This is a genomic window from Bacillus sp. FSL K6-0138, from assembly GCF_037982765.1.
Classification (GTDB): Bacteria; Bacillota; Bacilli; order Bacillales; family Bacillaceae; genus Bacillus; species Bacillus glycinifermentans.
The window spans coordinates 1,830,562-1,856,614 of sequence record NZ_CP150286.1 but is presented as its reverse complement, the minus strand read 5'-3'; the positions used below and the strand labels follow the sequence as shown (position 1 = coordinate 1,856,614).

The window sequence follows — 26,053 nt, the reverse complement described above, 5'->3', positions numbered from 1 at the left end:
TGGCGTTCCCGCCTAAAACCCTGCACAAATTTGCAGTGAGAGATGCAGATCATTGCATGCTGTCTTTTGCAAGATGGTATTTATCCATTTTGTAATAAAGGTTCCGGATGCTGATGCCCAGCGCTTTTGCCGTTTTCGTTCGATTGTATTGATGTTTTTCCAGCGTCTCTTTGATCACATGCGCTTCAAAACGTTCAACAGCATCCGAAAGCTTCTCGTTTTCGATTTCGGCAAAAGCCAGGCCGGTTTCAGCCTTTTTCCTCGGACTGTCTGCTTCAGGGAGATGTTCAAGGTCAATCCACTCCATCTGCGGTTTTAAAAAGATCATCGCCCGCTCGAGGACGTTTTCAAGCTCCCTGACATTTCCCGGCCATTTTCTTGCAGTCAGCGATTTAAGAGCTTTTTTCGTAAGTCCCTTTACATTGCGGCCGTATTCCTGATTGATTTTTCCGATTAAATGGCGGCTTAGGGCTTCAATATCCTCTTTTCTCTGCCTAAGCGGCGGAATCGAAATCGGATAGCGATTGATGCGGTAGTATAAATCTTCGCGGAATCTGCCTTCGGCCAGCGCTTTTTCAATATTGACGTTGGTCGCGGCAATAATTCTGACGTTCACGGGGATCGGCTTTGTCCCGCCGACCCTGACGATTTCTTTTTCCTGAAGAACGCGGAGCAGCTTCGCCTGCGTACTCGGGGACAGTTCGCCGATCTCGTCGAGAAAAATGCTTCCGTTATTAGCCTCTTCAAAAAACCCTTTTTTCCCGCCGCGCTTTGCGCCGGAAAAAGCGCCTTCTTCATAGCCGAACAGCTCTGATTCAAGCAAAGATTCCGAAATAGCCGCACAGTTTACCCGGACAAACTTATTATACTTTCGGTCACTTTCGTTATGTATCGCATGGGCGAAAAGCTCCTTCCCCGTTCCCGATTCACCCCTGAGCAAAATCGTGGCAGGCGTTTTCGCCCCCAATTTCGCCTGCTCAAGAGCCACAAGCATTTGCTCGCTGGACCCGATAATGTCGGCAAATGTGTATTTCGCTTCAAGCGTGCGGATGATCTGGCGCGCTCTGTTCAATTCCTTCGTCAGCAACTGGATTTCGGACACGTCCTGTATAACGCCGACGCTGCCTTTTAAAATCCCGTCGACGATAATCGGCGCAACGTTGACGATCACTTCTTTCTTATTCGGGCCGACCTTCATTCTGGCGCCTCTGACAGGCCGCCTTGTTTCGAGCACTTTCAAATGCATGCTTTCGCCTTCGGATATATCGGTATTGGCTGGCTTTCCGATGACCTCATCTTTTGTCAGGCCGGTCATTTTTGTATACGCCCTGTTGATCATCATCCCGATTCCGTTCTCATCGACGACGGAAATCGCTTCATCAGACGACTGAATGATCGCTTCAAGCATCGTTCTGACTTCCTTCAGGTTTGTCACCTCTTCGGCCAGTTCAACCGCGTCCGTAATATCTTTAAAAATGCTGAGCGCGCCTAACAGCGTGCCGCCGTCATCAATAATCGGAATCCTCGTCGTTACAATCTGCCTGTTCGGCTTTAAAAACTGTTTTTGATTGTATTCCGGCTCTCTCGTGTTGAGAATGCGCGGAAGCTTCGTCGTCGGGATGACCTTTTGAATGTGCTGGCCGATCGCTTCCTCCCGTTTTGTACCTGTCATTTCCTCGGCCATTTTGTTAAACAGGATAATTTCTTCATTGATATCGATAAAAATCATGCCGTCATTCATCGAATTAAAAATCCGGTCGTGTTTGTATGTCTGTTCTTTTAGCATTTGGATCAGCTGCTGCTTTTCATTCATCAATTGAGAAATGATATAAGCGAGCGAACCCGGCACAATGATCGTTCTTTCCGGTTTTTTGCGGACGAGCTGCTTCAATACGCCGGGATCTCCGGTCGTTTCAATAATGATATCGATCTGCTGATCGATGTAAGGCAGCCAGTCCAGAGCGGTTTCAATACCGTTTTTTTCGGCAATGAACAGTCCCGGCGCCTTCGGATTTTTGTCGATGACGGCCGCGATATGCATCGTTTTCGTCTTCAGCAGCAAGTCTAAGAGAGCACTTCCCCCTTTTCCAGCACCTACAATCAGTACCTTTTGCTTCATCCCTTTACCCCTTTGTATGAAAAATTTTGCACACTTAAACGTTCTCTTGCAACAATTTGCACAACACCTATGTTATCACGTTTTCCTTTCTTGACAAACTTTTTTTTCAAATAGACAATAAAGGAAAATGATTGGTAAGGGGATTGGGTGTATGGGGAGACTGGTCGCACTGCTGATTTTGCTGATTCCGGGCTGCTTGGCAGCGCTGGGGATTAAATTGATGCGAGACACTGTATTCGGCGTACTCATCAGCCCGTTTCAAATTCTTTGGCTCCAGGGGCTGACAGGACTAATATGCTTCTGTCTAGGGCTTTACCTGTTAGGAGGCTTCATCCTGTACAGAGACAGAAAACGAAACCAGGTAAGTGCGCGCTTTAGAAAAAAACAAAACGGCCCCGGGGCATGAAAAAGCCGCAGATCAACATCTGCGGCTTTTTTCATCACATGCTTTCCTTCAGTTTCATCGCTTTTTCGGGAAAATCGGTAAAAAATCCGTCTGCCCCGGCAGCAATCAGCTCCTTCATATCCTCCTCGCGATTGACGGTAAACGGCCTGACCGCTTTGTTCTGTTTATGAGCATTTGCGATCGTATCCGGCGACATCGAGCGGAGATACGGATGGAACCCGGATGCCGGAATCATGTCTACGTATTGTTCAGGCTTATAAATGACATCCATGTAAAGCGCAGCCAATTCGATCTCCGGGTTCAGCTTCCGGCAATGGGCGAGACTTTCATGGTTAAAAGAAGAGATGATGATCCGGTCCCCGAGCTTATAGTCAGAAATAAGCGCCATCACTTTTTCTTCCATCCCATCATAGCGGACAATGCTGTTTTTCAGCTCCACATTGACGAGAAAATCGCCTTTTGCCGCCCAGTCAAACACCTCTTCAAGGGTCGGCACCGTGACAAAGCCGGTCTTTTCGGAAAAGCGGAAACTTGCATCCCCCTGCCTGATCTCATCGTATGTAAAATCTTTAATATAACCCTTTAAAGAAGTCGTCCTGTCGAGCTTCTCATCGTGAATGACGACAAGACGCCCGTCTTTCGACATCTGTACGTCAAGCTCGATCCCGTCGGCGCCAGATGCAGCCGCGCGTTCAAATGCAGTCATCGTATTTTCAGGGTATGTCCCTGAAGCGCCTCTGTGCGCAAATATTTTCGTCATGTAAGTTCACCTCTGAATGAATTAACGATCCATCCTCATTATGAAGGTCTTATGATGTTCTTTCCACACTTAGGCCTTTTTTTAACATAAACATTACAAAAATACAAAGACGGTTCCTTTTTTCAAGACGGACTCAAATACCGCCAAACAGGCGTTTTTCAGATTGACGCTTTCATTTTGAAGCAGGCAGTTTGCTGGATTCAGCAAAAGAAAAATAATCCCTTATATCCCCTTGACAAAAAAATTTATTTATGCTATAATTTACTATTATAATATTTCTGTATATAATAAGATTCTCCTGGCCGGGGGAATCTTATTTTTTATGCAGGAGGAGCAGGAATGAAGCCAAACGAGTCAAGTTTAACTTCCCTAATATCAGCATTTGGAAGAGCCTATCACAGTCAATTTGATGCACCGAAAATTTTCGATGATTTCATTGCAAAAGATCTCATTTCCGAAAAAGAGTTTTTAGACATCAGCGAGAATATGATTCAAGGAATACAGTTTTTCAACAGAGACATTGCCCAAGAATTTCAGGACGACCGAGAAAAAATATTAAAATGGATTACACAAGTCCAGCTTTCGCCGACGCCATTGGCACGTGCAGCGTATTGCGAAAGCGTGCTGCTTCATGAAGCCACGCTGGGACTAACACAGTACGTCATCCTCGGAGCCGGGCTGGATACGTTTTGTTTCCGGCATCCAGAGCTGAAAAACAGCTTCCAAGTCTTCGAGGTGGATCATCCATCCACACAGGAATTCAAAAAGAAACGGCTGGAAAATACCGAATATGACATTCCGGATCATCTTCATTTTGTTCCGATGGACTTTACCCGGGAGTTTTCGTATCAAAGTCTGATAGATGAAGGATTCGAAAACGAAAAAACCTTCTTCAGCCTTTTAGGTGTTTCTTATTATTTAACGAAAGAGGAAAATGCAAACTTGATCAGCCGCTTATTTTCTAAAGTCCCATCAGGCAGTTCCATCGTATTTGATTATGCGGACGAACGGCTCTATGAAGAAAAAGGAATATCCAACAGAGTTGAAAATATGGTGAAAATGGCTGCAGCAAGCGGAGAACCGATGAAATCGTGTTTCTCTTATGAAGAAATCGAGAAGCTGCTGGAAGCCTCAGGCTTGCTCATTTATGAGCATCTAACGCCTGACGCGATAAACGACCGTTTCTTTCGCAATCGAACGGATGATTTATCTGCTTTCGAGACGATTCATTATATTCATGCCGTAAAAAAATAATGTTTTGGTTTTGCTGCCGCTCAATGATGCATTGAGCGGCAGTTTTTTGGCGCGAATTTTATTTGATACACAAGAGATTATTTACAGACTTCGAAGAGCTACGTCCCGGCGAACCATTAACATCGAAGTAGAGACTTTTTTTATTTGGATGTTTTTCTAGAGTCTTCAAAGGAGAATGTTTTTATCTCCGCCGGTTACATAATGGAAACTAAATTCTACGACACCCGGCTTTCGCATCAATTGTGAAATTATTTCTTCCCACCTTAAAATGCCAAAAAACTGTAACCTCTCCGTTTTTAATGCGGAACTTATGATTGATATCCTCTTCATCACAGTCCTTAATTATTGGAAAATCAGCTATTGCCTCTGTACAAGCTATACTTTTTCTCGTCATCTGTGGGCTCCCCATCAAAATAACCTTTCCACTTTAGCGTTTCATTTTCTAACTTTACTGCGGGCCCCCTTAATTTGTTTGGCATTGCCCCCAATAAAGCGTAATGGCAACTGATTATTAGGTTATTCATTGTTGGTTCCGTATTTCACCTCAATAACAACAAGCTGTAATAAAAGGATGTCATTTCGTACTGGCCACTAAAAGGCGCAAAAAAATACCCCGTCTAAAAAGACGAGGTTAAAAACCCTCTGTTACATTCATTGCAATTACAACGAATTAGCCATCAGAAACAAGGGCGGCAATTATCCACAATCCCCGCGCCACAACACGCTTAAGAAGCCTTATGCTCCAACCGCAGCTTATCTGCGACCATCGCGATGAATTCGCTGTTCGTCGGCTTTGCTTTTGACATGCTGACGGTGTAGCCGAACAGAGAAGAAATGGAGTCGATGTTGCCTCTGCTCCATGCGACTTCGATGGCGTGGCGGATCGCCCGTTCGACCCGGCTTGCGGTCGTGTTGAATTTTTTGGCGATGTCCGGATACAGCACTTTTGTAATGCTTCCGAGCAGTTCAATATCGTTATACACCATGGAGATGGCTTCTCTCAAGTATAGGTACCCTTTAATATGGGCGGGAACGCCGATTTCGTGGATGATGCTCGTGATGCTGGCGTCCAGGTTTTTCTTCGGCGATTCAGGCTGCGGCCGGAGGACGCTGCTTTGAACCGAAGGGGCGCGGTGTGTCATTTGAGAACCGTTTCCGCTGACTTGGCGGATGTGACCGACGAGATTTTCTATATCAAACGGCTTCAGAATGAAGTACGATGCGCCTAAATCCACGGCTTTTTTCGTTACGTCTTCCTGACCGAAAGCAGTCAGCATAATGACGTTCGGCTGTTTTTTAAGCTGAGATTCCCGCAGCCTTTCCAAAACGGCCAATCCGTCTAGATGAGGCATGATAATATCCAGTACGAGTACGTCAGGCTCCTTGTCTTTAAACAGAGAAAGACATTCCTGTCCGTTATATGCCACGCCGATCACTTCCATGTCGTTTTGACCCTCGATATATTCACTTAATAGGCCGACAAGCTCCCTGTTATCATCAGCAACACATACTTTAATTTTCTCCACGTTTCTTCCTCCCCAAATGTGTATGTTGATAAAATTCATCAATCTTTTTCTAATATGTTTAATTCGACAGCGCCGCATTATTCCCTTTTAAAAAAAATGATTTTTCCAATATTAGTGGTATATCTTGCTTTTTTTCGGTTTTTTTTAGATTTTCTCGTTTTTTCGACTTGAAATGAAGCTTGACAAACAGAGGAACGTGAATTTGTCGAAAAATCTTTTCATCCCTATTTTAACGTACGATGATCAAGAATGAAAGGTGTAATCAAAAACTGCCGGGGATCCCGGCAGTTCAGCTCGCTTTATCCTTTTTGTAAATATCGATCCCCGCTTCAGAAAGCATCCATTCGATGTGAACGCCGTAGCCGCTTGTCGGATCATTGACGAAAACGTGGGTAACCGCTCCGATGATTTTCCCGTTTTGGATAATCGGGCTCCCGCTCATTCCTTGAACGATGCCCCCGGTTTTATTGATGAGTCTCGGATCGGTAATTTTCAGCACCATTCCCTTTGTGGCGGGAAATTTTTGCTGTGTTGTGCTGACGATTTGGATATCGAATTTCTCAACTTTGTCGTTTTCGATGACCGTTAAAATTTGTGCCGGTCCTTCTTTGACTTCGTTTGAAAATGCAATCGGAATGGCTTTGTCTGAAATGCGGTTTTTGATTGGCTGATGAAGCGTCCCGAATATTCCAAAAGGACTGTTTCTGTTAATGTCGCCGATGACCTTTCGTTCTGATGCAAAACGGGCCAGTTTTTCTCCCGGATTTCCGCCTGTTCCTTTTTCGATTGATGTAACGGTTGATTTTACGATCTGGCCGTTTTCAACGACGATCGGCTTTTTTGTATCCATGTCGGAAATAACGTGGCCCAACGCCCCGTATTTTTTCGATTTCGGCTCATAAAAGGTCATCGTGCCGATTCCGGCAGCCGAGTCCCTGATATATAAGCCGATTCTGTACTTGTCTTCAGCCTGATCCTTTTCCGGAATAAGCTTTGTCTTGAGCTCCTGTTTATCCCTTTTGATCAACAGGTTCAGTGTCTCTCCCGTTTTCCCCGCCTTTTGGATAAAAGGGGTGATGTCATTCATTTTTTCGATTTTCGTTCCGTTGATTTCTGTGATAATGTCGCCTACCGCGATTCCGGCTGCTTCACCGGGTGATTTTTTTCCGTCATTTGTATTGATTTGATGAAAGCCGACAACCAATACCCCCACAGAGTGAAGCTTGACGCCGATCGACTGCCCGCCGGGTACGACTTTAAGCTCGGGCAGAACATTTACTTTCGTTTTTTTGACAGGAAATCCGGCAAAGTCATAAACAAGCTCTGCCTTTCCGTTTTGTTCGCCTTTTATTTCCACTTCGCCTTTATTTTCTTTTAATGTGAACGCTTCTGATGATTCGTCTTCGGGTATGCTGACGGATAAGCCGGTTTGAACGGCATGTGAATCCGCCTCAAAAATGTTCATGTTTTTTGGTATTTCAATGTATTCTTTCACCGGTTTGTAAAATCCTACACTTATTAAAGAAACAAGGAGAATTATACCCACAGCTTTTCTGATTTTTTCAACATCCACCTTTTCACTCTCCTCGCACCTAACCCACACCATAAAATTTCTTTCGCTACATCCATTACTTTTGCCTTTCTGACGGTGATTTATAACTGTGAGCGCGAGAAAAACATTGGATAAAATGATAAAGAAACGTTTGTATAAGAAAAATGCGGATCAAGTCAGGCAAACATGGAAAGATAAAAAATAAGCTGTTCGTGTTGAACAGCTTATCCGGTCGTTTTGACGAGTTTGGCCTGCTGCAAAAGCTCTTTTGCGTGGCGTTTCGTCAGATCCGTGACTTCGACGCCGGCGATCATCCGGCCGATTTCCGATATTTTTTCCTGTTTTGACAAAGGGGTGACGCTTGTCGTCGTTCTCCCGTCTTTAGACTGCTTCGTAATCAAAAGGTGCGTGTCCGCCATTGCTGCAACCTGCGGCAAATGGGTGATGCACAGCACTTGAGAGCCGATCGACACGCGATGGATTTTCTCGGCGATCGCCTGCGCCACCCTTCCGCTTACACCAGTATCCACTTCGTCAAAAATGATCGATGTGACGTCCTGCTGTGCGGAAAAAATGCTTTTCATCGCCAGCATAATCCTTGACAATTCGCCGCCTGAAGCGACTTTTGACAACGATTTCAGCGGTTCTCCAGTATTGGTGGAAATCAAAAAGCGGACGGTGTCAACGCCTTGCTTTGTCAGGTGAACGGGCGTTCCGTTGACAACAGGCGCGACTTCTCGGGCATCGGCTGTTTTGATCTCAAATTCGGTATCGAACGTTGATTTTTCCATGTACAGCTCTTTTAGTTCGCGGTGAATATCTTTGGCGAGTTTTTTCGCCCATGCTTTTCTGATCTCTGACACATTCATCGCTTCGATCGCGACATCCTGGCCGACCGACTCAAGCTCCTCTTTTAAAGCCTGCAAGTGGCTGTCCCGGTTTTGAATGCGGTCGATTTCTTCTTCGATTTTAGCCGAATAGGCTTGAATATCTTCAACTGTGGCTCCGTATTTCCGCTTCAGCTGTTTAATTTCGTTCAGGCGGGATTCAATGAAATCGAGGCGGGCAGGGTCGTATTCCAATTCGTCGAGCATGTTTCTGATTTGAAACGTCGAGTCTTCCAGCGTGTAGTAGGCGTTTGCGACGGATTCGGATATTTTCTTCAGTCCGTCATTGATGCCAGACACGTTCTCAAGCTCGCTTGAAGCCATGCCGACCCAATCGAGGCCCGCCTGCTCATTGCGAAGCGCATTGTAGGCATTTTGCAAAGCTTCGTATATTTTCTCAAAGTTGGAAATCTGCCGGCGCTCTTCTTCTAAAAGCTCGTCCTCTTTCGGCTCGAGATTTGCAGATTCGATTTCGTCAAGCTGAAATTGGATCAAGTCGAGTCTGTGAGCCATTTCCTGTTCGCTTTCAGAAAGCTGCTTGACCTTGTTCATGACGTTCATATAGCGGCCGTACACTTCCTGATACGCTTTCAGCGCTTTTTCGATTTCCTCTCCGGCATACCGGTCCAAAAGCTCAAGGTGATGATCGTCTTCCATCAAAAGCTGGTTATCGTGCTGGCCGTGGATGTCGAGTAAAAGCCTTCCGACTTCCCTCAGAGCGGCGATCGTTACGAGCTTTCCGTTGACACGGCAGATGCTTTTGCCGTTGGCGTTAATGTCACGCCTCATCACGATCATGCCGTCTGATGCTTCGATTCCGAGCTCCCTGCACATATCAAAAACCGGATGCCCCTCATCCAGCAGAAAGAGCCCTTCCAATTCCGCCCGTTTTTCTCCGTATCTGACAAATTCCGATGATCCTCTGCCGCCGACGAGCAGCGAAATCGCATCGATAATGATTGATTTTCCGGCGCCGGTTTCACCGGTCAAAACCGTCAGTCCTTTTTCAAAAGAAATCGTTAGTTCTTCGATAATCGCAAAGTTCTTGATCGATAATTCAGCTAACAAGCTTTTATCGCACCTCTTTTCAGGCTTTCTTTATAAAAGCTCCAATATTTTTTTCTGCACGGTCTCCGTATCGTTCGGCGTCCGGCAGATGATCAAAATGGTATCGTCCCCGCAGATCGTCCCGAGGATTTCCTCCCAATCCAAGTTGTCCATCAGCGCGCCGATCGCCTGAGCGTTTCCCGGCATTGTCTTGAGGACGATCATATGGCTTGCCGAATCGATTTTGACAAACGCATCCATTAATGCCCTTTTTAATTTGGACAGGGGGTTAAATCGCTGATCGGCAGGCAGACTGTATTTATACGTGCCGTTGTTTGTCGGAACCTTGACCAAATGAAGTTCTTTAATATCGCGGGATACGGTAGCTTGTGTCACATTATAGCCGTCTTTCTTTAAAATATCGACGAGTTCGTCCTGTGTCTCGATTTCATGCGCGGTAATAATTTCCCTGATTTTAATATGCCTTTGACCTTTGTTCATATAGCACCTCGGTTTATACAGGTATTGTGTATGTTTATACAAATATGTTATCTGATTTTAAAGAAAAAGTACACGATTACAGTAAAAAAGGAATAATAGCCCGCTATTATTCCTTTTCATCCGATTTTTTCGCTTTTAATGTCTTGTGGGCTTCTTCGACAATTTGGTTGACCATCCCCTCGGGAATCGCCGCACCGGGCTTGCCCTGCCCGGTCCACTGCAGATGAAGGAGAAATTCGATATTGCCGTCACCTCCGGTAATCGGGGAAAACGATGCATTTTTGCAGTCATATCCTTCCTGCGCGGCAAACCTGCTGATGTCATTCAGCACTGCGTTATGAACAAGGGGGTCACGGACAATGCCCTTTTTCCCCACGGATTCGCGGCCTGCTTCGAATTGCGGTTTGACGAGCGCCACGCAATCGCTTCCGGGAACTAAAATCGTCTTCAGAACCGGCAAGATGATTTTCAGCGAAATGAACGAAACGTCTATCGTCGCAAATTCCGGCAGACCTTCCGTGAAATCGGCAGGGGTGCAATACCTGAAATTGGTGCGTTCCATGACGATGACCCGTTCATCCTGCCGCAGCTTCCATGCGAGCTGGTTATAGCCCACATCAACGGCATACGAGCATGCGGCTCCGTTTTGCAGGGCGCAGTCCGTAAAGCCGCCGGTTGATGAACCGATGTCAATCATCGTTTTGCCGCCTACGGACAGGTTAAATTCCTTCAGCGCTTTTTCGAGCTTTAGACCGCCTCTGCTGACGTATTGCAACGCCTTTCCTTTAATCGTCAGCGGAATGGTGCGGTCAACCTTTTCGCCCGGTTTGTCCAGCCTGTTTTCATTCGTATAGACGATTCCGGCCATAATCGCCCTTTTCGCTTTTTCGCGGGTTTCGATTAACCCTCTTTCTACAAGTAAAACGTCTAGCCGTTCTTTTTTTGCTGTCATGATCCAATTCCTTTATGTGTCTTTACGGGTGTCAACAGTCTGATTCGTCTGATGACATCTTCCTTTGTCAAGCCGATCTCTTCAAGAAGCTTTGCAACGCTTCCGTGTTCGATGAAGCGGTCAGGTATCCCCATTCTGTCAATCATCGGGCTGTATGATTGATGGTCATGGGCAAATTCAAGGATCGAGCTGCCGAATCCGCCTTGAAGAACGGCTTCTTCGATCGTTAAAATCGGAAGGCCTTCGTTTAAGATGCCTTTGAGCATGGCTTCGTCAAGCGGCTTGATAAAGCGGGCATTCACCACTCTGACGGAGCGCCCTTCTTTTTGAAGATCTTCTGCTGCATCAAGCGCCATTTGAATGGTCGTGCCGAAGGTTAAAATCACTGCGTCAGTTCCGGGCCTCAGAACTTCCCATGTTCCGATCGGAATCGTCTTCAGCTCTTTATCCATTTTAACGCCGAGGCCGTTTCCGCGCGGGAAGCGCATGGCGATGGGGCCGTCATCGTAGCGGATCGCCGTGTTGACCATGTGCTGGCCTTCATTTTCGTCTTTCGGCATCATCAGCACAAGATTTGGAATGTGCCTTAAAAAAGCGATATCAAATACGCCTTGATGAGTTTCGCCGTCAGCGCCGACGAGCCCCGCCCTGTCAATGCCGATGAACACGTTTAGGTTTTGCCGGCAAATATCGTGGACGACCTGGTCATAGGCGCGCTGAAGAAATGTCGAATAAATCGCGAGAAACGGCTTCATGTTCTGTGTTGCAAGGCCGGCCGCCATCGTTGCTGCATGCTGTTCGGCTATCCCGACGTCAAACATTCTGTCGGGAAATTCGCTTGCGAATCCTTCAAGCTTGGAACCGACCGGCATGGCCGGGGTGATGGCGACGATTCGTTCGTCTTCCCTTGCAAGCTTCCGGACCGTTTCGCTGACAAGGGCGCTCCACGACGGAGCGGCGGCCTTCGGTTTGACAAAGTCTCCCGTATCGATTTTATATGGACCTGTGCCGTGCCATGTTCCGGTTTTGTCCGCTTCGGCAGGCTTATAGCCCTTCCCTTTCTTCGTAATGACGTGAAGGAGTACGGGCCCCTTCGTTTTCTTCGCATACTGCATATTTTCAAACAACTCTTCATAGGAATGGCCGTCTACAGGGCCCAGATACGTAAAACCGAGCTCTTCAAAAAACATCCCGGACACTAACAGGTACTTCAGGCTGTCTTTGACGCGCTCAGCCGTCGCAGCAAGCTTTCCGCCCACGGCCGGTATGCGCTTGAACAAGTATTCAAGTTCATCTTTCACCCATTGGTATTTACCCGCCGTGCGCAGCCTTCCGAGCATGGAATGAATCGCTCCGACGTTCGGGGCGATGCTCATCTCATTGTCATTCAAAATGACGATCATATCTTTTTGTTCGTGTCCGATGTGGTTTAGCGCTTCAAGCGCCATTCCGCCCGTAAGAGCCCCGTCGCCGATGATCGGGATGATATGCTCGTCCGTACCTTTTAAATCCCTGGCAACCGCCATTCCCATCGCTCCGGAAAGAGAAGTTGAGCTGTGGCCTGTTTCCCAGATATCGTGTTCGCTCTCGTTCCGCTTCGGAAAGCCGCAAAGGCCTTTATGCTGGCGCAATGTCGCAAATTCCTTTCCGCGACCGGTCAAAAGCTTGTGAACATAAGATTGATGCCCGACATCCCATAAAAATTTGTCTTTCGGGCTGTTAAATTCCCGATGAAGAGCGATCGTAAGTTCGACAACGCCAAGGTTAGGACCGATGTGGCCTCCCGATTCAGAAAGCGTTTCAATTAAAAATCGGCGAATCTCAGCGCTCAAGCTTTCCAGTTCCTGAATGGAAAGATGTTTTAAAAACGTAGGGTCTTTTATAGATAACAGATCCAATCGGATCAACTCACTTTCAGATGATTTCTGCAAGTATGCGCCTTGCTTCAAAGATTACAATTTATTCAAAAAAGGATATCATCCCTTTTTATCAGCTTGAATTATTATATGATGAACCCACCCTTATGCGCAAACTTGCATATGCGGACGCTTCAGTCTGAAAAAACAGCCGCTAACACATCGTGATAACGGCGCGGCGTTTTAAAGTTCAACTGTTAACATTTTATCATAACCACTCTTTTATACTCAAATGGGAACCGCAGCATCAATGGTCGCGGTCTGCAATCATATCGCACAGTTCATACAGCAGCTCTTTTTCAAGCGAGAGCTCTGAGATCAGCCGCTTCGCTTTTTCGATATGCTCGTTGAGCTTTTGTTTGGCCCCTTCCACTGACAGAAGCGACGGATAGGTCGATTTTCCGTTCGACGTATCAGATCCGATCCGCTTGCCGATTTTATCCTCTGAGCCTTCAAGATCCAAAATGTCGTCCCTGATTTGAAAGCCGATCCCGATATGATGCCCGAATTCGCGAAGCTTTTCAATCTCTTCTTCCGGCGCGTCCGCAAGAATCGCTCCCGCAATTACGCTGAAGCTGAGGAGTTTGGCCGTTTTTCCTTCATGAATCGATTGAAGCTCTTGTAATGACACGGGTTTTGACTCCGCTTCCATATCCAAAATTTGGCCGCCGACCATGCCTTCCGCACCCGCAGCAGAGACGAGCTCATTCACAATTCTGAGCCTCTTTTCAGCCGGGACGTTAAAAGAGACGTGTGTGGTAATCATTTTAAAGCTTTCCGTCAGCAGAGCATCGCCTGCAAGCACGGCCGTCGCTTCGCCGTAAATTTTATGGTTTGTCGGTTTTCCTCTTCTTAAATCATCGTCGTCCATGCAAGGAAGGTCATCATGGATCAGCGAATACGTATGGATCATTTCAACCGCACAGCCGACCGGTATGCCGTCTTCTTCATGCTTTCCGTATGCATGAAGAAGAGCAAGCACCAAAATCGGCCTCAGCCTTTTTCCTCCAGCTTCCAGGGAGTAAAGCATGGATTGTTTAAGGGTTGCCGGCGCTTGCAGCTCTTGAATATATAAAGGAAGACGCTGTTCGATTAACGCTTTTCTCGTTTTTAAAAATCCTTCTAGCTTACTGGTCACCTTTTTCCTCCTCCCGAACGCTGAAAGGAGCCAATTCCCCGTTTTCCCGCAAAATGTAGTCCATCTGCTTCTCTACATGTTGCAGCTTTTCGTGGCACATCTTCGAAAGAAGCATGCCTTCCTGGAAATAATCGATCGCTTTTTCCAAAGGCACGTCCCCTTCCTCCAGTTTTGATACGATTTGTTCAAGACCTTTCATGGCCTCTTCAAACGTTATTTCTTCCTGATTATTTTTCTTTTCTTCAGCCATTTGTTTCGCCTCTCTTCTGACGTACTTCACAGGCCAGCGTCCCGTCTTTTAATTTGACTTGGATCTCGTCATTTTCCTGCAACTGTTCGATACTTTTGATCAATTCGTCTTCTTTATATGTCAGACTGTACCCTCTTTCCATGACTTGAAGAGGGCTCAATGCATTCAGTTTACCAAGAACCGTCTGAAACTGCGAATGAATCTGCTTGAGCTGCACGCTCATATTCCGTTTCAGCCGTTCTGTCTGTTCCCCGTGCCGTCTTCTCGCCTGCCTGAGCTGTTCTTCCGGATGGCGCATCTGCAATTTGTACGACTGCTCGCTCAGCTTCTGCTTTTTCCGGTCCAAGGTCAGGACGATCTGCTTTTGAAAACGGTCGAATATAAGGTCAAACTCCTGTTCCTTTTGGGCGTACAGCCTTTTCGGATAACGAAAAGCATATGAGGATTGAAGGTAATTCAAAAGCTCCTGCCGCTTTCGCAAACCCTGCTGCATCGCTTTTGTCATTCGGACATCCAGTGTTTTCAGACGCTCCATCAAATCAAGCATATTCGGGACGGCAAGCTCGGCGGCTCCCGTAGGGGTTGCCGCGCGCAGATCGGCAGTAAAATCGCTGATCGTAAAGTCGGTTTCGTGTCCGACGGCTGATATGATCGGGATGTCGGATGCAAAAATCGCCCTTGCGACGATTTCTTCATTAAAAGCCCACAGCTCTTCTATCGATCCCCCTCCGCGCCCGACGATCAGCACATCGCACAGCTGTCTGCGGTTGGCCTCTTCGATGCTTCTGACGATGGATTCACTAGCGTTTGTTCCCTGAACAAGGGTTGGGAGGACAATCACTTTTACGAGGGGATATCTTCTTTTAATAGTGGTGATGACGTCCCGTACAGCCGCTCCTGTAGGGGAAGTGACGACACCGATGACTGACGGAAAAGCGGGGATGGGCTTTTTGTGCGCTTCGTCAAACAGCCCTTCTTGCGACAGCTTTTTCTTTAGTTCTTCATATGCCAAATGAAGTGCCCCGATTCCGTCGGGCTGCATTTCTTTAGCGTAAAGCTGATAATTGCCGCTCGGTTCATAAACCGTAATGCCGCCTCTTACCAGCACCTTCATTCCGTTTTCGGGAGTAAAGCCGAGGCTTTTGTTTTGTCTGGCGAACATGACGGCCTGTATGCGGGCGTTGTCATCTTTCAGCGTAAAATAAATATGGCCCCTGCTATGTATTTTTACATTTGACAGCTCCCCCTTGATCCAAAGGTCATCTAGATGGGGATCGACGTCAAATTTGCGTTTAATGTATTTTGTCAATGCGGTAACCGTGACAAATGCTACTTCACCCATGGCGAGAGCCTCCTTTCCAGCCGGCATCAAAAATGTTCATCCGCCAGGGTTTCTGACGGATGAACGGCTGTCCGTTACAACGAACGTTTCGCTGATTTAACCGTATTATGGGCAAGCATGGTGATGGTCATCGGACCGACTCCGCCCGGTACAGGCGTGATGTAGGAAGCTTTCTCTTTCGCCTCGTCGAACGCCACGTCCCCAACAAGTTTTCCGTTTTCAAGGCGGTTGACGCCGACATCGATGACGACGGCTCCTTCTTTAATTTGATCCGCTTTGATAAAATTAGCTTTCCCTACTGCTACGATGAGAACATCGGCTTTTTTCGTATGCGCCGTAATATCGGCCGTTCTTGAATGGCAATATGTGACGGTTGCGTTTTCGTTCAGAAGAAGCTGCCCTACAGGCTTTCCGACAATATTGCTTCTGCCGACGACAACAACCTCTTTTCCTGACAAATCGACGCCGGTTTTTTTCAATAGCTCGATGATGCCCGCAGGTGTGCAAGGCAGAAATGTATCTTCGCCGAGCAGCATCTTCCCGACGTTCAACGGATGAAACCCGTCGACATCTTTGTCAGGGGAAATTTTTTCGATCACCGCTTGTTCGGAAATATGCTCCGGAAGAGGCAGCTGGACAAGAATTCCGTGAAAGTCGTCATTATTGTTGTATTGATCGATCACCTCAAGCAGCTGCTGTTCGGTGAAGCTTGAGTCGAAATGATCCAATTGAAAACGAATCCCCATAGCCTCAGCCGCTTTTTTCTTGCCGCGCACATATGAAAGAGACGCCGGATCATCGCCGATTAAAATAACGGCCAGTCCCGGGGTAACTCCTTGTTTTTTCAGTTCTTCAACTTCCTTGGCCAGCTGCCCGCGCTTTTCTTTTGCTGTTTCTTTCCCGTCGATGATGGTTGCTGTCATTTGCTCTCCTCCTAAATTATTCAAGATCGGACTTAATGTTAGAAAGAACACCGTTTATAAACTTCGCCGACTTGTCATCCCCAAATTGCTTTGCCAGCTCAATCGCTTCATTCATAGAGACGCTGGCCGGTATATCGTCTACAAACGCCATTTCATATGCTGATAAGCGCAAAATGGCGCGGTCGACATTTGCCAGTCTGTCAAGCTTCCAATTGACGAGATGGCGCGTGATCATCTCATCGATTTTTTCCTTATTCTCTAAGACCCCGTAGACAAGCTGTTCGAAAAAAGCGTCGCTTTCCATGCCGTCCAGGGCATGGGCCATCGCTTCTTTCGGTTCAATATCGCTGACGTCAATTTGGAATAATGACTGCAAAGCCTTTTCTCTTGCTGTTCTTCTTTTCATTCTTTCTTTTTCTCCTTTAACCCTCTTTGCTGCTAACCGGTTAAGCCACAAAGAGATCATATCATATTTTTAGTCTTTTCGCATGCAAAAATCGAGGTTTTATCGGTTATAACCGAATAATAAATGAAATCCTCCGGAAATCATTCGTTTTCTGTGCACTTTCTCTTGCATCCTTTTTATTTTTCATCGCAATGGTCAGAATGATGCTTTTTAAAAAGCATTTTTTAAAGGCTGGACACGAAAAAACCAAAGGGCCGTCGGGTCCCCTTGGTTCTTCCATTCAACCGCGCTACATCTCTTGATCAATTTCAACTTCATGCGTTTTTGAATCAAATTGAATTCCAACGATGTGAATATTAATTTCATTAATCGAAAGAGCAGTCATATTGAGGAGCGTCTGGCGGATGTTGTCCTGGACAGCATTTGCGACCTTCGGAATCGACACGCCGAATAACATGACGCAGAATACGTCAATCGTAATCCCGTCATCAGACAGATCGACTTTAACGCCTTTGCCGTGGTTCTTTTTGCCGAAGCGCTCCACAACGCCCGTTGCAAAATTGCCGCGCATTTCGGCAACGCCTTCGACTTCGGAAGCCGCGATTCCAGCGATTACCTCAATGACTTCGGGAGCGATTTCCACTCTCCCCAAATGGTTTTCTTCATGGCTCATGTCCAATAAGCTGTTATCGTCTTTCAACAGATTCACCTCCGTAATAATTACGATCCCATGACATCATATATTTCTAAAAACTTCGTGTTGAATTCCCCGCTTACAAATGTTTCATGATCCAATAACTTCAAATGGAACGGGATTGTCGTGTGAATGCCTTCGATCACGAATTCGCTCAAGGCCCGCTTCATTCTTGAAACAGCTTCATCCCTCGTCTTTCCGTAGGTGATCACTTTGGCGATCATGCTGTCATAATACGGCGGAATCGAGTATCCGGGATATACGGCCGATTCGACTCTGACGCCAAGGCCTCCCGGAGGAAGATACATTTCGATTTTCCCGGGTGACGGCATGAAGTTTTTCTCAGGATTTTCGGCGTTAATCCGGCATTCGATCGCCCATCCGTCAAATGTGACCTCTTCTTGTGTAAGGCTCAATTTCTCGCCTGATGCCACTTTGATCTGTTCTTTGATCAAATCGACGCCTGTCACCATTTCCGTCACGGGATGTTCAACCTGAATCCGCGTGTTCATTTCCATGAAGTAAAATTTCTGTTCGCGGTAATCGTAAATGAACTCAACCGTTCCTGCGCCCGTATATTGAACCGCTTCAGCCGCTTTTACAGCTGCTTGGCCCATCTGCTCCCTTACAGATTCATCCAGAGCAGGTGAAGGCGTTTCTTCAAGAAGCTTTTGCAGCCTTCTTTGGATCGAACAGTCGCGCTCACCCAGATGAATCGTGTTTCCGTGCGTGTCGGCAAGCACTTGAATTTCCACGTGTCTGAAATCTTCGATGTACTTTTCAATATACACGCCTGGATTTCCGAATGCTGTGGCCGCCTCCTGCTGTGTGATCTTGATGCCGTTGATCAATTCTTCTTCCGTGCGGGCGACGCGGATTCCTTTTCCGCCTCCGCCTGCGGTTGCCTTGATAATCACAGGATACCCGATATCGCGCGCCAATGAAACCGCATCTTCGACATTTTCGATAATTCCTTGTGATCCCGGCACGATCGGAACGCCTGCCTTCTGCATCGTTTCCCGCGCGACGTCTTTCGTCCCCATCTTAGAAATGGCATCTGCTGTCGGTCCGACGAAGGTTACGTTTACCTCTTCGCAAAGCTCGGCAAAATCCGCATTTTCCGCAAGAAAGCCGTAGCCCGGATGAATCGCGTCTGCACCGGTCATCTTGGCGACGGTAACGATGTTGGTGATGTTCAGGTAGCTGTCTTTTGAAAGCTTCGGCCCGATGCAGAATGCTTCGTCTGCCATCTGAACATGGAGCGCCTCTCTATCTGCTTCCGAATAGACTGCAACCGTTTCGATCCCCATTTCCTTACAAGCTCTGATAATTCTGACGGCAATTTCTCCCCGGTTCGCAATTAATAGCTTTTTAATCATCTTACTGCTCCTTACTCTGCTCTTACTAAAAAGAGAGGTTGTCCGTATTCAACAAGCTGTCCGTTTTCTACTAAAACTTCAACGATTTCGCCTTTCACTTCGGCTTCGATTTCATTGAAGAGCTTCATCGCTTCGACGATGCAGACGACGGATGATTCTGTAACCTTTGATCCAACGGTTACATATGGATCAGCTTCAGGCGAAGACGATGCATAAAACGTTCCGACCATCGGAGACGTGATTTTATGCAGGTTGCCGTTATCTTTCTCTTCCTTTGCCGGCGCCTCCTGAACAGGAGCCTGCTGCTGCGCGGCTTGAGCGGCCGGAGCTTGAACAGGCGCAGCAGGAACCTGCTGAACCATCTGCACGGAGCCGCCGGCATTCTTCTTAAGCTCGACCTTCGATCCTTCGTTTTCGTATGTAAATTCATTTATCGAAGATTCATCAATTAGTTTTATAAGCTGTCTGATTTCATCAATATTTAACATGCTATCGCACCCCTAATGAATAGATTTCTCATGATTATCAGTTAGTACTAAAAGTACATACTATATATCATCTTACAGGAGAGGGGTACCGAATTCAACTCCTATCATAAAGCCGCTGAACACGACCGCTTCTTCGGTTACGAAAAAATCCCGCTTTATTCCAAGCGGGAAACGTTTTATTCGGAAGGTTCAAATGTAACAGCCACATCGTTTAAGTTTTTTACTTCTTTTTCGACGAGGTCGATGATATCGATAGCAGCGGCTTTTGAATGGTCTTTCGATTTAACCGTGATATTGACTTTATCTCCTTCGGCATTGACTAATGCATCTTTGTACCCTTTTGTTTTAATCAGCGTTTCAAGCGTTTTCTCCGTTCCTTCCGCATCGCTAAGCTCTGTCATCTTATCGTAGGCTTCGCTTTTTTCTTTTGCGGTCGCTTTGTCACTCATAACGATCTCGTTTAATTCTTCCCTCATTTTGCTGCGCTGATCGTCCATCTCCATCCGGTATGTCGTGAAGTCGTCTCCCTCAGACGTTTCCTCTGTCACAACCTCTCCTTTTTCAGCGCTTTGTTCGCTGGCTGACGTTTCTTTATCTTCCCTTTCCTTTCCATCGGTTTTGCCTTTTTCAGATTCTGTGCTTTTTTCTTTTGCAGGCTCCTCTTTCATCGGCTGTTCTTTAGTCGGCTGTTCTTTTTCAGCAGCGACTTGTCCTTCGTCATTTACCGACACGACATTTTCTCCTTCAGGCGACATGATATAGTAGACACTCAGCACAACGACAAGACTTAACATGGTTAAAAGCCAGACCGTTTGTTTTTTCAGCATCATTTATGAATCCTCCTTCATTTTTTTAGGGGCAACAGCGACGCGGTGGCTCGGAACGTCAAGAACCCTTGTCACTGCTTCAATGATGGTTTGTTTTATTTGAACGTTGTCGACTCCCTGAGCGACAACGAGAACGCCTCTGATCTCGGGCTTTTTCGTCTGGACGACGACCGGCGTTTCTTCCTCGCCGTGCTTGATCATGACAATTTCTTCATCGGAAGATGTTTCGGTGACGGTCCGTTTTCCGCCCTGTTTGTCCGTTTCATCAGTTGATGTCTCTTGCGTTTTCTGATTTTTTTCAAACACCTTCAGGGAAGTCGCATCAACATTGACGACGATCGATACATCCTCAACGCCGATGATCGTTTCCAAAATCTCCTTGAGCTGGTTCTCGTAATCCCTTTCATAGTCCTGGATCGAATCCTTTGGTTTGTCGCTCCCGGCCGGCTTAAACACTTCCTTGTCACGGCTTTGTTCCTGGTTTTCTGATGTCGATTTCTCAGATGATGCGGGGACGTCCGCCTTCTGCTGCGACGGTTCGGAAGAAAAAATCTGGCTCACCAGCATGAAAGAGACGCCGAGAACGAACAAAAGCAGAAAATAGTGGTATTTCGTCAGCTTCGCTTTTCCTTCTTTCCCTTCTTTCGGGACCAAATGACCGATCAGCTTCTCGATCCAGCTTCTTTTATTCATTGCCGCTTTGTTCTCCCCCTTCGATATGGACTGTGATCTTGTCGGGGTTCATGTCCCATATGCCTGCCAGCTGTTCTTTGATTTTCTCGGCTTCCTGATGATCTCTTGTTCGTTCTGTCTGATAGGCTTCCCCTGTATTGATGTCGACAGGTTTGACGGCTTGGACCGTTTTTTCGGAAGCTGTCTCCAAATAAACGGACGCTTCGATATGCCGGGCGACATCCTTTTCGGATTGCAGGCGGCCCGCAGAAGAGATTTCTACTTTAGCTATCTTGTATTTGTCATGACTCAACCTCTCCTCTGCACTCTTTTTTAATTGAGCAGCCATCTGTTCTAAAATATATGCTTGTTGTGAGGCTTGTATTTCTTTTTTTTCTGAATTCAGCTGATTTTTTATTTCTTCATGCCGGACTTGTCCGTTTTTGGTCAGCTGCTCGATGATAGCATCCGGATCGGCACGGAACAGCGTAAAAATCGGATTCAGTATGACAACGATCAATAGAAGGCTGATCACCATTTTTGCGTACTTCTGCATGCTCGAGTTCGGCAAAAGCATGTCGATGATGATCGCAAGCAGAATAAACAAAATGATGTTTGTCAGCCACTCTGTCAAAAAAGCCATATCAGACCCTCCCCTACTTCATCATCATGGTCAGGTTCCCCGCTGTAATAATGACGGTTAAGCTTAGAAAAAACATGAGCGAGACGATCGCCATCGCAGCGAAAATGTAGATGACGCTTTTGCTGATTACATCAAGGCAGCTGATGACAGGGCCTCCCCCCAAAGGCTGCAAAACAGCGGCGGCAATTTTGTAAATCAGCGCAAGGGAGAGGATTTTGACTGCCGGGAATGCGGCGATGCAAATCAGGATGGCCACCCCGAGAATCCCGACGGTGTTTTTGAGCAGGAGGGAAGCGCTGATCACCGTGTCCGTCGCCTCCGTAAACATCCGGCCTAATACGGGAATGAAATTGCCCGTGATGAATTTGGCCGTCCTTAACGTGATGCCGTCGGTGACGGCGGCTGATGCGCCCTGAACCGAAATGACGCCGAGAAATACGGTTAAAAAGGCGGCCAGCGTTCCGATCGCTGCATTGCGAAGGAGCTGGGCAAGCTGGGTGACTTTGTACTGTTCGGTCATCGTGCTGACGATGCTTAAGATCGCTGATAAAAATAAAAGCGGCATCACGATATACTGGATAAACAGGCCGCTCGTGTTCATTAAGAAGAGAATCACAGGATGAAAGAAAGCTGCTGAAACGGCTCCCCCCGAGGTCGCCATCAGCGCGAGGAGCAGGGGGACGAGCGACAGGATGAAGCTTGTCATCGACTGGATCGCTTCATTCGCGTAGGTGACGGCGACCCGAAAGCTGTTAAGCGCGAGGATGATCAGCACCATGTAAACGATCGCATAGGCTACTTTGCTGACGGTGCTTTGCTGGAACGCATTTTGCAGGAGCTGGAGCAGGACGCAAAATATCGTCAAAAGAATCAGGGTTCCCAATAGTTTCCCGTTTGCCAGCACTTCATGAAACAAATAAGAAAAAAGCGCTTTGGCCCACTCTTCCGGCGAAAAATGCTTCTCTCCCTTGATGAACTCCAATAAGCTGCCTTTTTGGCTCTCCGGAAGATGGCCTCCGTATTCCGTCATAATGTTGTTCCAAAACTCGCCGACCTTGTCGATCTCCAGCGATTCGGCCTGCTGATCGGCCATCGCTTCCGCCGATGTTGCGGCAGTACCTGCTTCCCCTTCTTTTTCAGAGGCTTGTACCTCCCGAGCCCCCGCGAAAACAAAGCCGATGACCAGGAGCCAAAACAGTAAACGCTTCACACCAAAAATCCTCCTTTCTGACTAAGACATGGAAGGGATCAGCCCGATGATGGTCTCGATTATGACGGTTAAAATCGGAACGGCCATGACTAAAATGAGGATTTTGCCTGCCAGCTCGATTTTCGAGGCAATCGCCCCCTGTCCGGCATCCTTTGTCAGCTGTGCACCAAACTCCGCAATATATGCGATCCCGATGATTTTCAATATCGTTTCGACGTACATCATGTTGATATTTGCATTAACGGCGATCTTTTCGATCATGCGGATGATTTCGTACACCTGGTCGACCAGGAATAAAAAAATCGTGCAGCCGGTAAATACGATGATCAAAAATGCAAATGTCGGCTTTTGCTCTTTGACAATCAAGCTGAGAAAGGTTGCAATCATTCCTAATCCTACGATTTGAACGATTTCAATGAGTAAGCCCCCCTATCCCTGGAATAGAAAGACAGCTTTTATCTTTTGGAAGAGATCATCGACGACAGTTGCAACCATGAATAAAATATAAATAAATCCTAAAAGCGTGACCCATTGGGCATATTCTTTCTTTCCCATTTGATCAAGTATGGTGTGAAGAAATGCGACGACGATTCCGACGCCGGCGATTTGAAAAATAATATTTACGTCTACTCCCATTTCGTTTGCGCTCCCCTCTTCATTACATCAATAGAAGAACCAGTAACAGTCCCGCCAAAAATCCAAGGCTTTTTACCATTTTTTCGTTTTTCGCCTGGGCGAGGTTCGCTTCAGCTTCCTCTGTTTCCAAATGGGTCAGCGCCAGCTTGATATGCTTCTGCTGCGAAACGAGGTCATGCCTGCCGAGCGTTTCTCCAAATTGCCTCAAAATATCAAATTCCTTTGTTTTGAGAGCCGTTTCGGGCCACACTTTCCTAAGGCTGTCCTCCCAGGCTGCTCCGGCTGAAGCGGTGCCTTCTCCAAGCTTATGAGAGAACGTCTCAAACAGGGAAGAAACGGGTTCAGAAAGCTGTTCGGCGATATGTTTTGACGCCAGGCGGAGCGGGGTATGCCCATACATAATTTCAGCCTCCAGCGACTGCAGAGCTGCCAAAAGCTGCCGGATTTGCTTCGGCCTTTCGCTGAAGGGTTTTGCCATCTCAAAACCTGTCCAAGTGGCAGCCGCCAAAATCAGCACAGCCCCGAAAAGCTTCAGCATGATAACACCTTCCCAGCCGCTGTGAGCGGCTCCCCGTCACCGCCGCAGATCCGGCTTATCGTGCCCGGTCCGTTTTTCCGCGACAGCTCAACGATTCGCTGAAAAACGCCGTATTCCCGAAGCCGCTTCAAGGAAGGCCGCTTCATAACGTCTCTAAACGAAAACCCGTGGGCTGACACAATAACCGACACCCCTGCATGCACCGCTTCCAACAGGGCTTCTGCGTCTTCTGTTCTGCCAATCTCATCGGCGATCACCACTTCCGGGCTCATTGACCTGATCATCATCATCATCCCTTCCGCCTTCGGGCAGGCGTCGAGAATATCGATGCGCTTCCCGAACTTGTACTGTGGAATGCCGTTTACACATCCGGCAATCTCAGACCTTTCGTCAACAACGGCGACCTTTTTCGCGGGAATGTTGCCGCTTCCCGTGCTGATCAGCCTGCCAAGATCCCTGAGCAAAGTCGTCTTGCCTGTTTGCGGGGGACCGATGATCAATGTGTTCAGCCAGGCGTTTTTAAAGAGATAAGGCACATATGGCTGCGATATGCCGATCTTTTCTTTGGCGATGCGAATGTTGAAGGAGGAGATGTCCCTGATTCCCTTGACCGTTCCGTTTTCGATGACGACCCGGCCGGCAAGGCCGACGCGGTGGCCGCCTTTTATCGTGATATACCCTTTTTTCAGTTCCTCTTCGAGCGTATACATGCTGTAATTGCCGAGCCTGTTCAAAAATATCGCTGAATCCTCCGGCGTTGCCGCATAATCCAAAAAAAGCGGCTGGCCTTTTTGAACCAATTCAAGCGGACGACTTGTCCTGATCCGAATTTCTTCGATCTGGTTCATGTCGTGTTCAGCAAGCCCGGCAAGCGCCAGTTTAATCGTGTCAGGGAGAATCTCTGTGATGTGCTGCAAAAACGCTCCCTCCTCTTTTAGCTTGTCTTCTATAAAAATGTATGTTCAAAGGAAGACTTTATGACAAGAGAGCCTGCTTCGTTATTTATAGATTCCTGCAATAATGAAAACGACGCCCATGAAGATAAGGATGAGCTTCGCATAGGAGAGCTGGCCCGCGATCTGATATATTCCGATCGTCATCGTGATAATAAAAATAAACGGTCCGACCATGGCAAGCACGCTGTTTACGGCAACCGCCTTGCGGACGTCGTTCAAAAGAAGCATCACGATCGCGGCCGTCAGCTCGATTAAAGAGGAAACAACTCTTAAAGCCGCCATTGTCAAAACAGTCGGATTGACTTGTCCAAAGAAAAACTTCATATCATAAACCTCCATTAACGCTTTCCGGCTTTTTTTACAATCTATGCTCTCTCTTGAAAAAGTAGTCTTCTGATTTTCTACTTGAAACTTGCAAAACAAAAAAAGAGCCGGCTTCATATGAAGCCGGCTCCTGTGCGCATGGCCTACGCTCTGGAAACGTAAGAACCGTCAGAAGTATTGACAACGAGTGTATCGCCTTCGTTCACGAAGAACGGAACGTTGACAACTAAACCTGTTTCTGTTTTTGCTGGTTTTGTTCCGCCTGATGCTGTATCGCCTTTGATGCCCGGTTCTGTTTCAACAACCTTCAGCTCGACCGTGTTCGGAAGTTCGATACCGAGCGTTTCTGATTGATACATCATGATTTGAACGGACATGTTTTCAAGCAGGAATTTAAGCTCGTGCTCGATTTGCGAAGAGCTCAGCTCAAGCTGCTCGTATGAGCTCGTGTCCATAAAAACGTGCTGATCGCCGTTGGCGTACAGATACTGCATCGTTTTTGTCTCGATTTGGGCGCGGGCTACTTTTTCGCCTGCACGGAATGTTTTTTCCTGAATCGCGCCTGTGCGGAGATTTCTCAATTTTGAGCGGACAAATGCTGCACCCTTACCCGGTTTGACGTGCTGGAAATCAACAACGCGCCAAATGCCTCCGTCCACTTCAATCGTTAAACCTGTGCGAAAATCGTTTACTGAAATCATGGTTAT

28 protein-coding genes are annotated in these 26,053 nt (G+C 47.0%); 2 read left to right on the top strand and 26 right to left on the bottom strand.

Features of this window, described 5'->3' with window-relative positions:
• Window positions 1-49: 49 nt before the first annotated feature.
• Entirely contained in the window at window positions 50-2,119 is a 2,070-nt protein-coding gene (locus tag MHB78_RS09995) for a sigma-54-dependent Fis family transcriptional regulator (protein ID WP_046131866.1), read from the bottom strand.
• Window positions 2,120-2,270: 151 nt separating this feature from the next.
• On the opposite strand from MHB78_RS09995, the gene MHB78_RS09990 reads away from it, so the two are divergent.
• Entirely contained in the window at window positions 2,271-2,525 is a 255-nt protein-coding gene (locus MHB78_RS09990) for a DUF2627 domain-containing protein (RefSeq protein WP_046131867.1), read from the top strand.
• A gap of 34 nt (window positions 2,526-2,559) precedes the next feature.
• On the opposite strand, the gene MHB78_RS09985 is transcribed toward MHB78_RS09990, so the two are convergent.
• The gene (locus MHB78_RS09985; protein ID WP_046131868.1) at window positions 2,560-3,285 is read right to left on the bottom strand and encodes a glycerophosphodiester phosphodiesterase; all 726 of its coding nucleotides are present in this window, start codon (window positions 3,283-3,285) and stop codon (window positions 2,560-2,562) included.
• Between the two features lie 339 nt (window positions 3,286-3,624).
• Here MHB78_RS09985 and MHB78_RS09980 point away from each other — a divergent pair, with 339 nt between their 5' ends.
• The gene (locus MHB78_RS09980; protein WP_046131869.1) at window positions 3,625-4,539 is read left to right on the top strand and encodes a class I SAM-dependent methyltransferase; all 915 of its coding nucleotides are present in this window, start codon (window positions 3,625-3,627) and stop codon (window positions 4,537-4,539) included.
• Between the two features lie 725 nt (window positions 4,540-5,264).
• On the opposite strand, the gene spo0A is transcribed toward MHB78_RS09980, so the two are convergent.
• The 24 genes from spo0A to efp form a co-directional block, all read right to left on the bottom strand.
• Entirely contained in the window at window positions 5,265-6,065 is an 801-nt protein-coding gene (gene spo0A, locus MHB78_RS09975) for a sporulation transcription factor Spo0A (RefSeq protein WP_046131871.1), read from the bottom strand.
• Between the two features lie 289 nt (window positions 6,066-6,354).
• Window positions 6,355-7,671: a SpoIVB peptidase gene (spoIVB, locus tag MHB78_RS09970; protein ID WP_046131872.1), complete on the bottom strand. Its 1,317-nt coding sequence runs from the start codon at window positions 7,669-7,671 to the stop codon at window positions 6,355-6,357.
• Window positions 7,672-7,841: 170 nt separating this feature from the next.
• On the bottom strand, window positions 7,842-9,572 hold the full coding sequence (gene recN, locus MHB78_RS09965) for a DNA repair protein RecN (RefSeq protein ID WP_046131873.1): 1,731 nt from the start codon (window positions 9,570-9,572) through the stop codon (window positions 7,842-7,844).
• 30 nt (window positions 9,573-9,602) lie between these two features.
• Window positions 9,603-10,052 carry a transcriptional regulator ArgR gene (gene argR, locus MHB78_RS09960; protein ID WP_046131874.1) on the bottom strand — a complete coding sequence of 150 codons (450 nt, stop codon included), beginning with the start codon at window positions 10,050-10,052 and terminating at the stop codon, window positions 9,603-9,605.
• A 106-nt stretch (window positions 10,053-10,158) separates the two neighbouring features.
• Window positions 10,159-11,004: a TlyA family RNA methyltransferase gene (locus tag MHB78_RS09955; protein ID WP_046131875.1), complete on the bottom strand. Its 846-nt coding sequence runs from the start codon at window positions 11,002-11,004 to the stop codon at window positions 10,159-10,161.
• Complete coding sequence (dxs, locus tag MHB78_RS09950; protein WP_046131897.1) at window positions 11,001-12,902, bottom strand: 1-deoxy-D-xylulose-5-phosphate synthase; 1,902 nt, start codon at window positions 12,900-12,902, stop codon at window positions 11,001-11,003. The genes MHB78_RS09955 and dxs overlap by 4 nt, the downstream gene beginning before the upstream one ends.
• Window positions 12,903-13,167: 265 nt before the next feature.
• Complete coding sequence (locus tag MHB78_RS09945) at window positions 13,168-14,058, bottom strand: polyprenyl synthetase family protein (RefSeq protein WP_046131876.1); 891 nt, start codon at window positions 14,056-14,058, stop codon at window positions 13,168-13,170.
• The gene (locus MHB78_RS09940; RefSeq protein WP_046131877.1) at window positions 14,048-14,308 is read right to left on the bottom strand and encodes an exodeoxyribonuclease VII small subunit; all 261 of its coding nucleotides are present in this window, start codon (window positions 14,306-14,308) and stop codon (window positions 14,048-14,050) included. The genes MHB78_RS09945 and MHB78_RS09940 overlap by 11 nt, the downstream gene beginning before the upstream one ends.
• A complete protein-coding gene (gene xseA / locus MHB78_RS09935; protein WP_046131878.1) occupies window positions 14,301-15,650 on the bottom strand; it encodes an exodeoxyribonuclease VII large subunit in 1,350 nt (449 codons plus the stop codon). The genes MHB78_RS09940 and xseA overlap by 8 nt, the downstream gene beginning before the upstream one ends.
• A gap of 74 nt (window positions 15,651-15,724) precedes the next feature.
• Window positions 15,725-16,573, bottom strand: coding sequence for a bifunctional methylenetetrahydrofolate dehydrogenase/methenyltetrahydrofolate cyclohydrolase FolD (folD, locus tag MHB78_RS09930; RefSeq protein WP_046131879.1), 849 nt, complete (start codon window positions 16,571-16,573; stop codon window positions 15,725-15,727).
• A 16-nt stretch (window positions 16,574-16,589) separates the two neighbouring features.
• Complete coding sequence (gene nusB / locus MHB78_RS09925; protein ID WP_046131880.1) at window positions 16,590-16,979, bottom strand: transcription antitermination factor NusB; 390 nt, start codon at window positions 16,977-16,979, stop codon at window positions 16,590-16,592.
• 289 nt (window positions 16,980-17,268) lie between these two features.
• A complete protein-coding gene (locus MHB78_RS09920; protein ID WP_046131898.1) occupies window positions 17,269-17,652 on the bottom strand; it encodes an Asp23/Gls24 family envelope stress response protein in 384 nt (127 codons plus the stop codon).
• Between the two features lie 47 nt (window positions 17,653-17,699).
• Window positions 17,700-19,052, bottom strand: coding sequence for an acetyl-CoA carboxylase biotin carboxylase subunit (gene accC / locus MHB78_RS09915; protein WP_046131881.1), 1,353 nt, complete (start codon window positions 19,050-19,052; stop codon window positions 17,700-17,702).
• An 11-nt stretch (window positions 19,053-19,063) separates the two neighbouring features.
• Entirely contained in the window at window positions 19,064-19,540 is a 477-nt protein-coding gene (gene accB / locus MHB78_RS09910) for an acetyl-CoA carboxylase biotin carboxyl carrier protein (RefSeq protein WP_046131882.1), read from the bottom strand.
• A 176-nt stretch (window positions 19,541-19,716) separates the two neighbouring features.
• Complete coding sequence (locus MHB78_RS09905; protein ID WP_046131899.1) at window positions 19,717-20,367, bottom strand: SpoIIIAH-like family protein; 651 nt, start codon at window positions 20,365-20,367, stop codon at window positions 19,717-19,719.
• 3 nt (window positions 20,368-20,370) lie between these two features.
• Entirely contained in the window at window positions 20,371-21,060 is a 690-nt protein-coding gene (spoIIIAG, locus tag MHB78_RS09900; protein WP_046131883.1) for a stage III sporulation protein AG, read from the bottom strand.
• The gene (gene spoIIIAF, locus MHB78_RS09895; RefSeq protein WP_046131884.1) at window positions 21,053-21,682 is read right to left on the bottom strand and encodes a stage III sporulation protein AF; all 630 of its coding nucleotides are present in this window, start codon (window positions 21,680-21,682) and stop codon (window positions 21,053-21,055) included. The genes spoIIIAG and spoIIIAF overlap by 8 nt, the downstream gene beginning before the upstream one ends.
• A gap of 13 nt (window positions 21,683-21,695) precedes the next feature.
• Complete coding sequence (spoIIIAE, locus tag MHB78_RS09890; RefSeq protein WP_046131885.1) at window positions 21,696-22,892, bottom strand: stage III sporulation protein AE; 1,197 nt, start codon at window positions 22,890-22,892, stop codon at window positions 21,696-21,698.
• Between the two features lie 21 nt (window positions 22,893-22,913).
• On the bottom strand, window positions 22,914-23,309 hold the full coding sequence (gene spoIIIAD / locus MHB78_RS09885) for a stage III sporulation protein AD (protein ID WP_269082048.1): 396 nt from the start codon (window positions 23,307-23,309) through the stop codon (window positions 22,914-22,916).
• 12 nt (window positions 23,310-23,321) lie between these two features.
• Complete coding sequence (gene spoIIIAC, locus MHB78_RS09880) at window positions 23,322-23,528, bottom strand: stage III sporulation protein AC (protein WP_003183409.1); 207 nt, start codon at window positions 23,526-23,528, stop codon at window positions 23,322-23,324.
• 22 nt (window positions 23,529-23,550) lie between these two features.
• Window positions 23,551-24,066 carry a stage III sporulation protein SpoIIIAB gene (gene spoIIIAB / locus MHB78_RS09875; RefSeq protein ID WP_046131887.1) on the bottom strand — a complete coding sequence of 172 codons (516 nt, stop codon included), beginning with the start codon at window positions 24,064-24,066 and terminating at the stop codon, window positions 23,551-23,553.
• Window positions 24,060-24,983: a stage III sporulation protein AA gene (gene spoIIIAA, locus MHB78_RS09870; RefSeq protein ID WP_046131888.1), complete on the bottom strand. Its 924-nt coding sequence runs from the start codon at window positions 24,981-24,983 to the stop codon at window positions 24,060-24,062. Before spoIIIAA ends, spoIIIAB begins: the two co-directional genes overlap by 7 nt.
• 81 nt (window positions 24,984-25,064) lie before the next feature.
• On the bottom strand, window positions 25,065-25,346 hold the full coding sequence (locus tag MHB78_RS09865; RefSeq protein WP_046131900.1) for a YqhV family protein: 282 nt from the start codon (window positions 25,344-25,346) through the stop codon (window positions 25,065-25,067).
• Window positions 25,347-25,489: 143 nt separating this feature from the next.
• Window positions 25,490-26,047 carry an elongation factor P gene (gene efp / locus MHB78_RS09860; RefSeq protein ID WP_046131889.1) on the bottom strand — a complete coding sequence of 186 codons (558 nt, stop codon included), beginning with the start codon at window positions 26,045-26,047 and terminating at the stop codon, window positions 25,490-25,492.
• Window positions 26,048-26,053 lie beyond the last annotated feature (6 nt).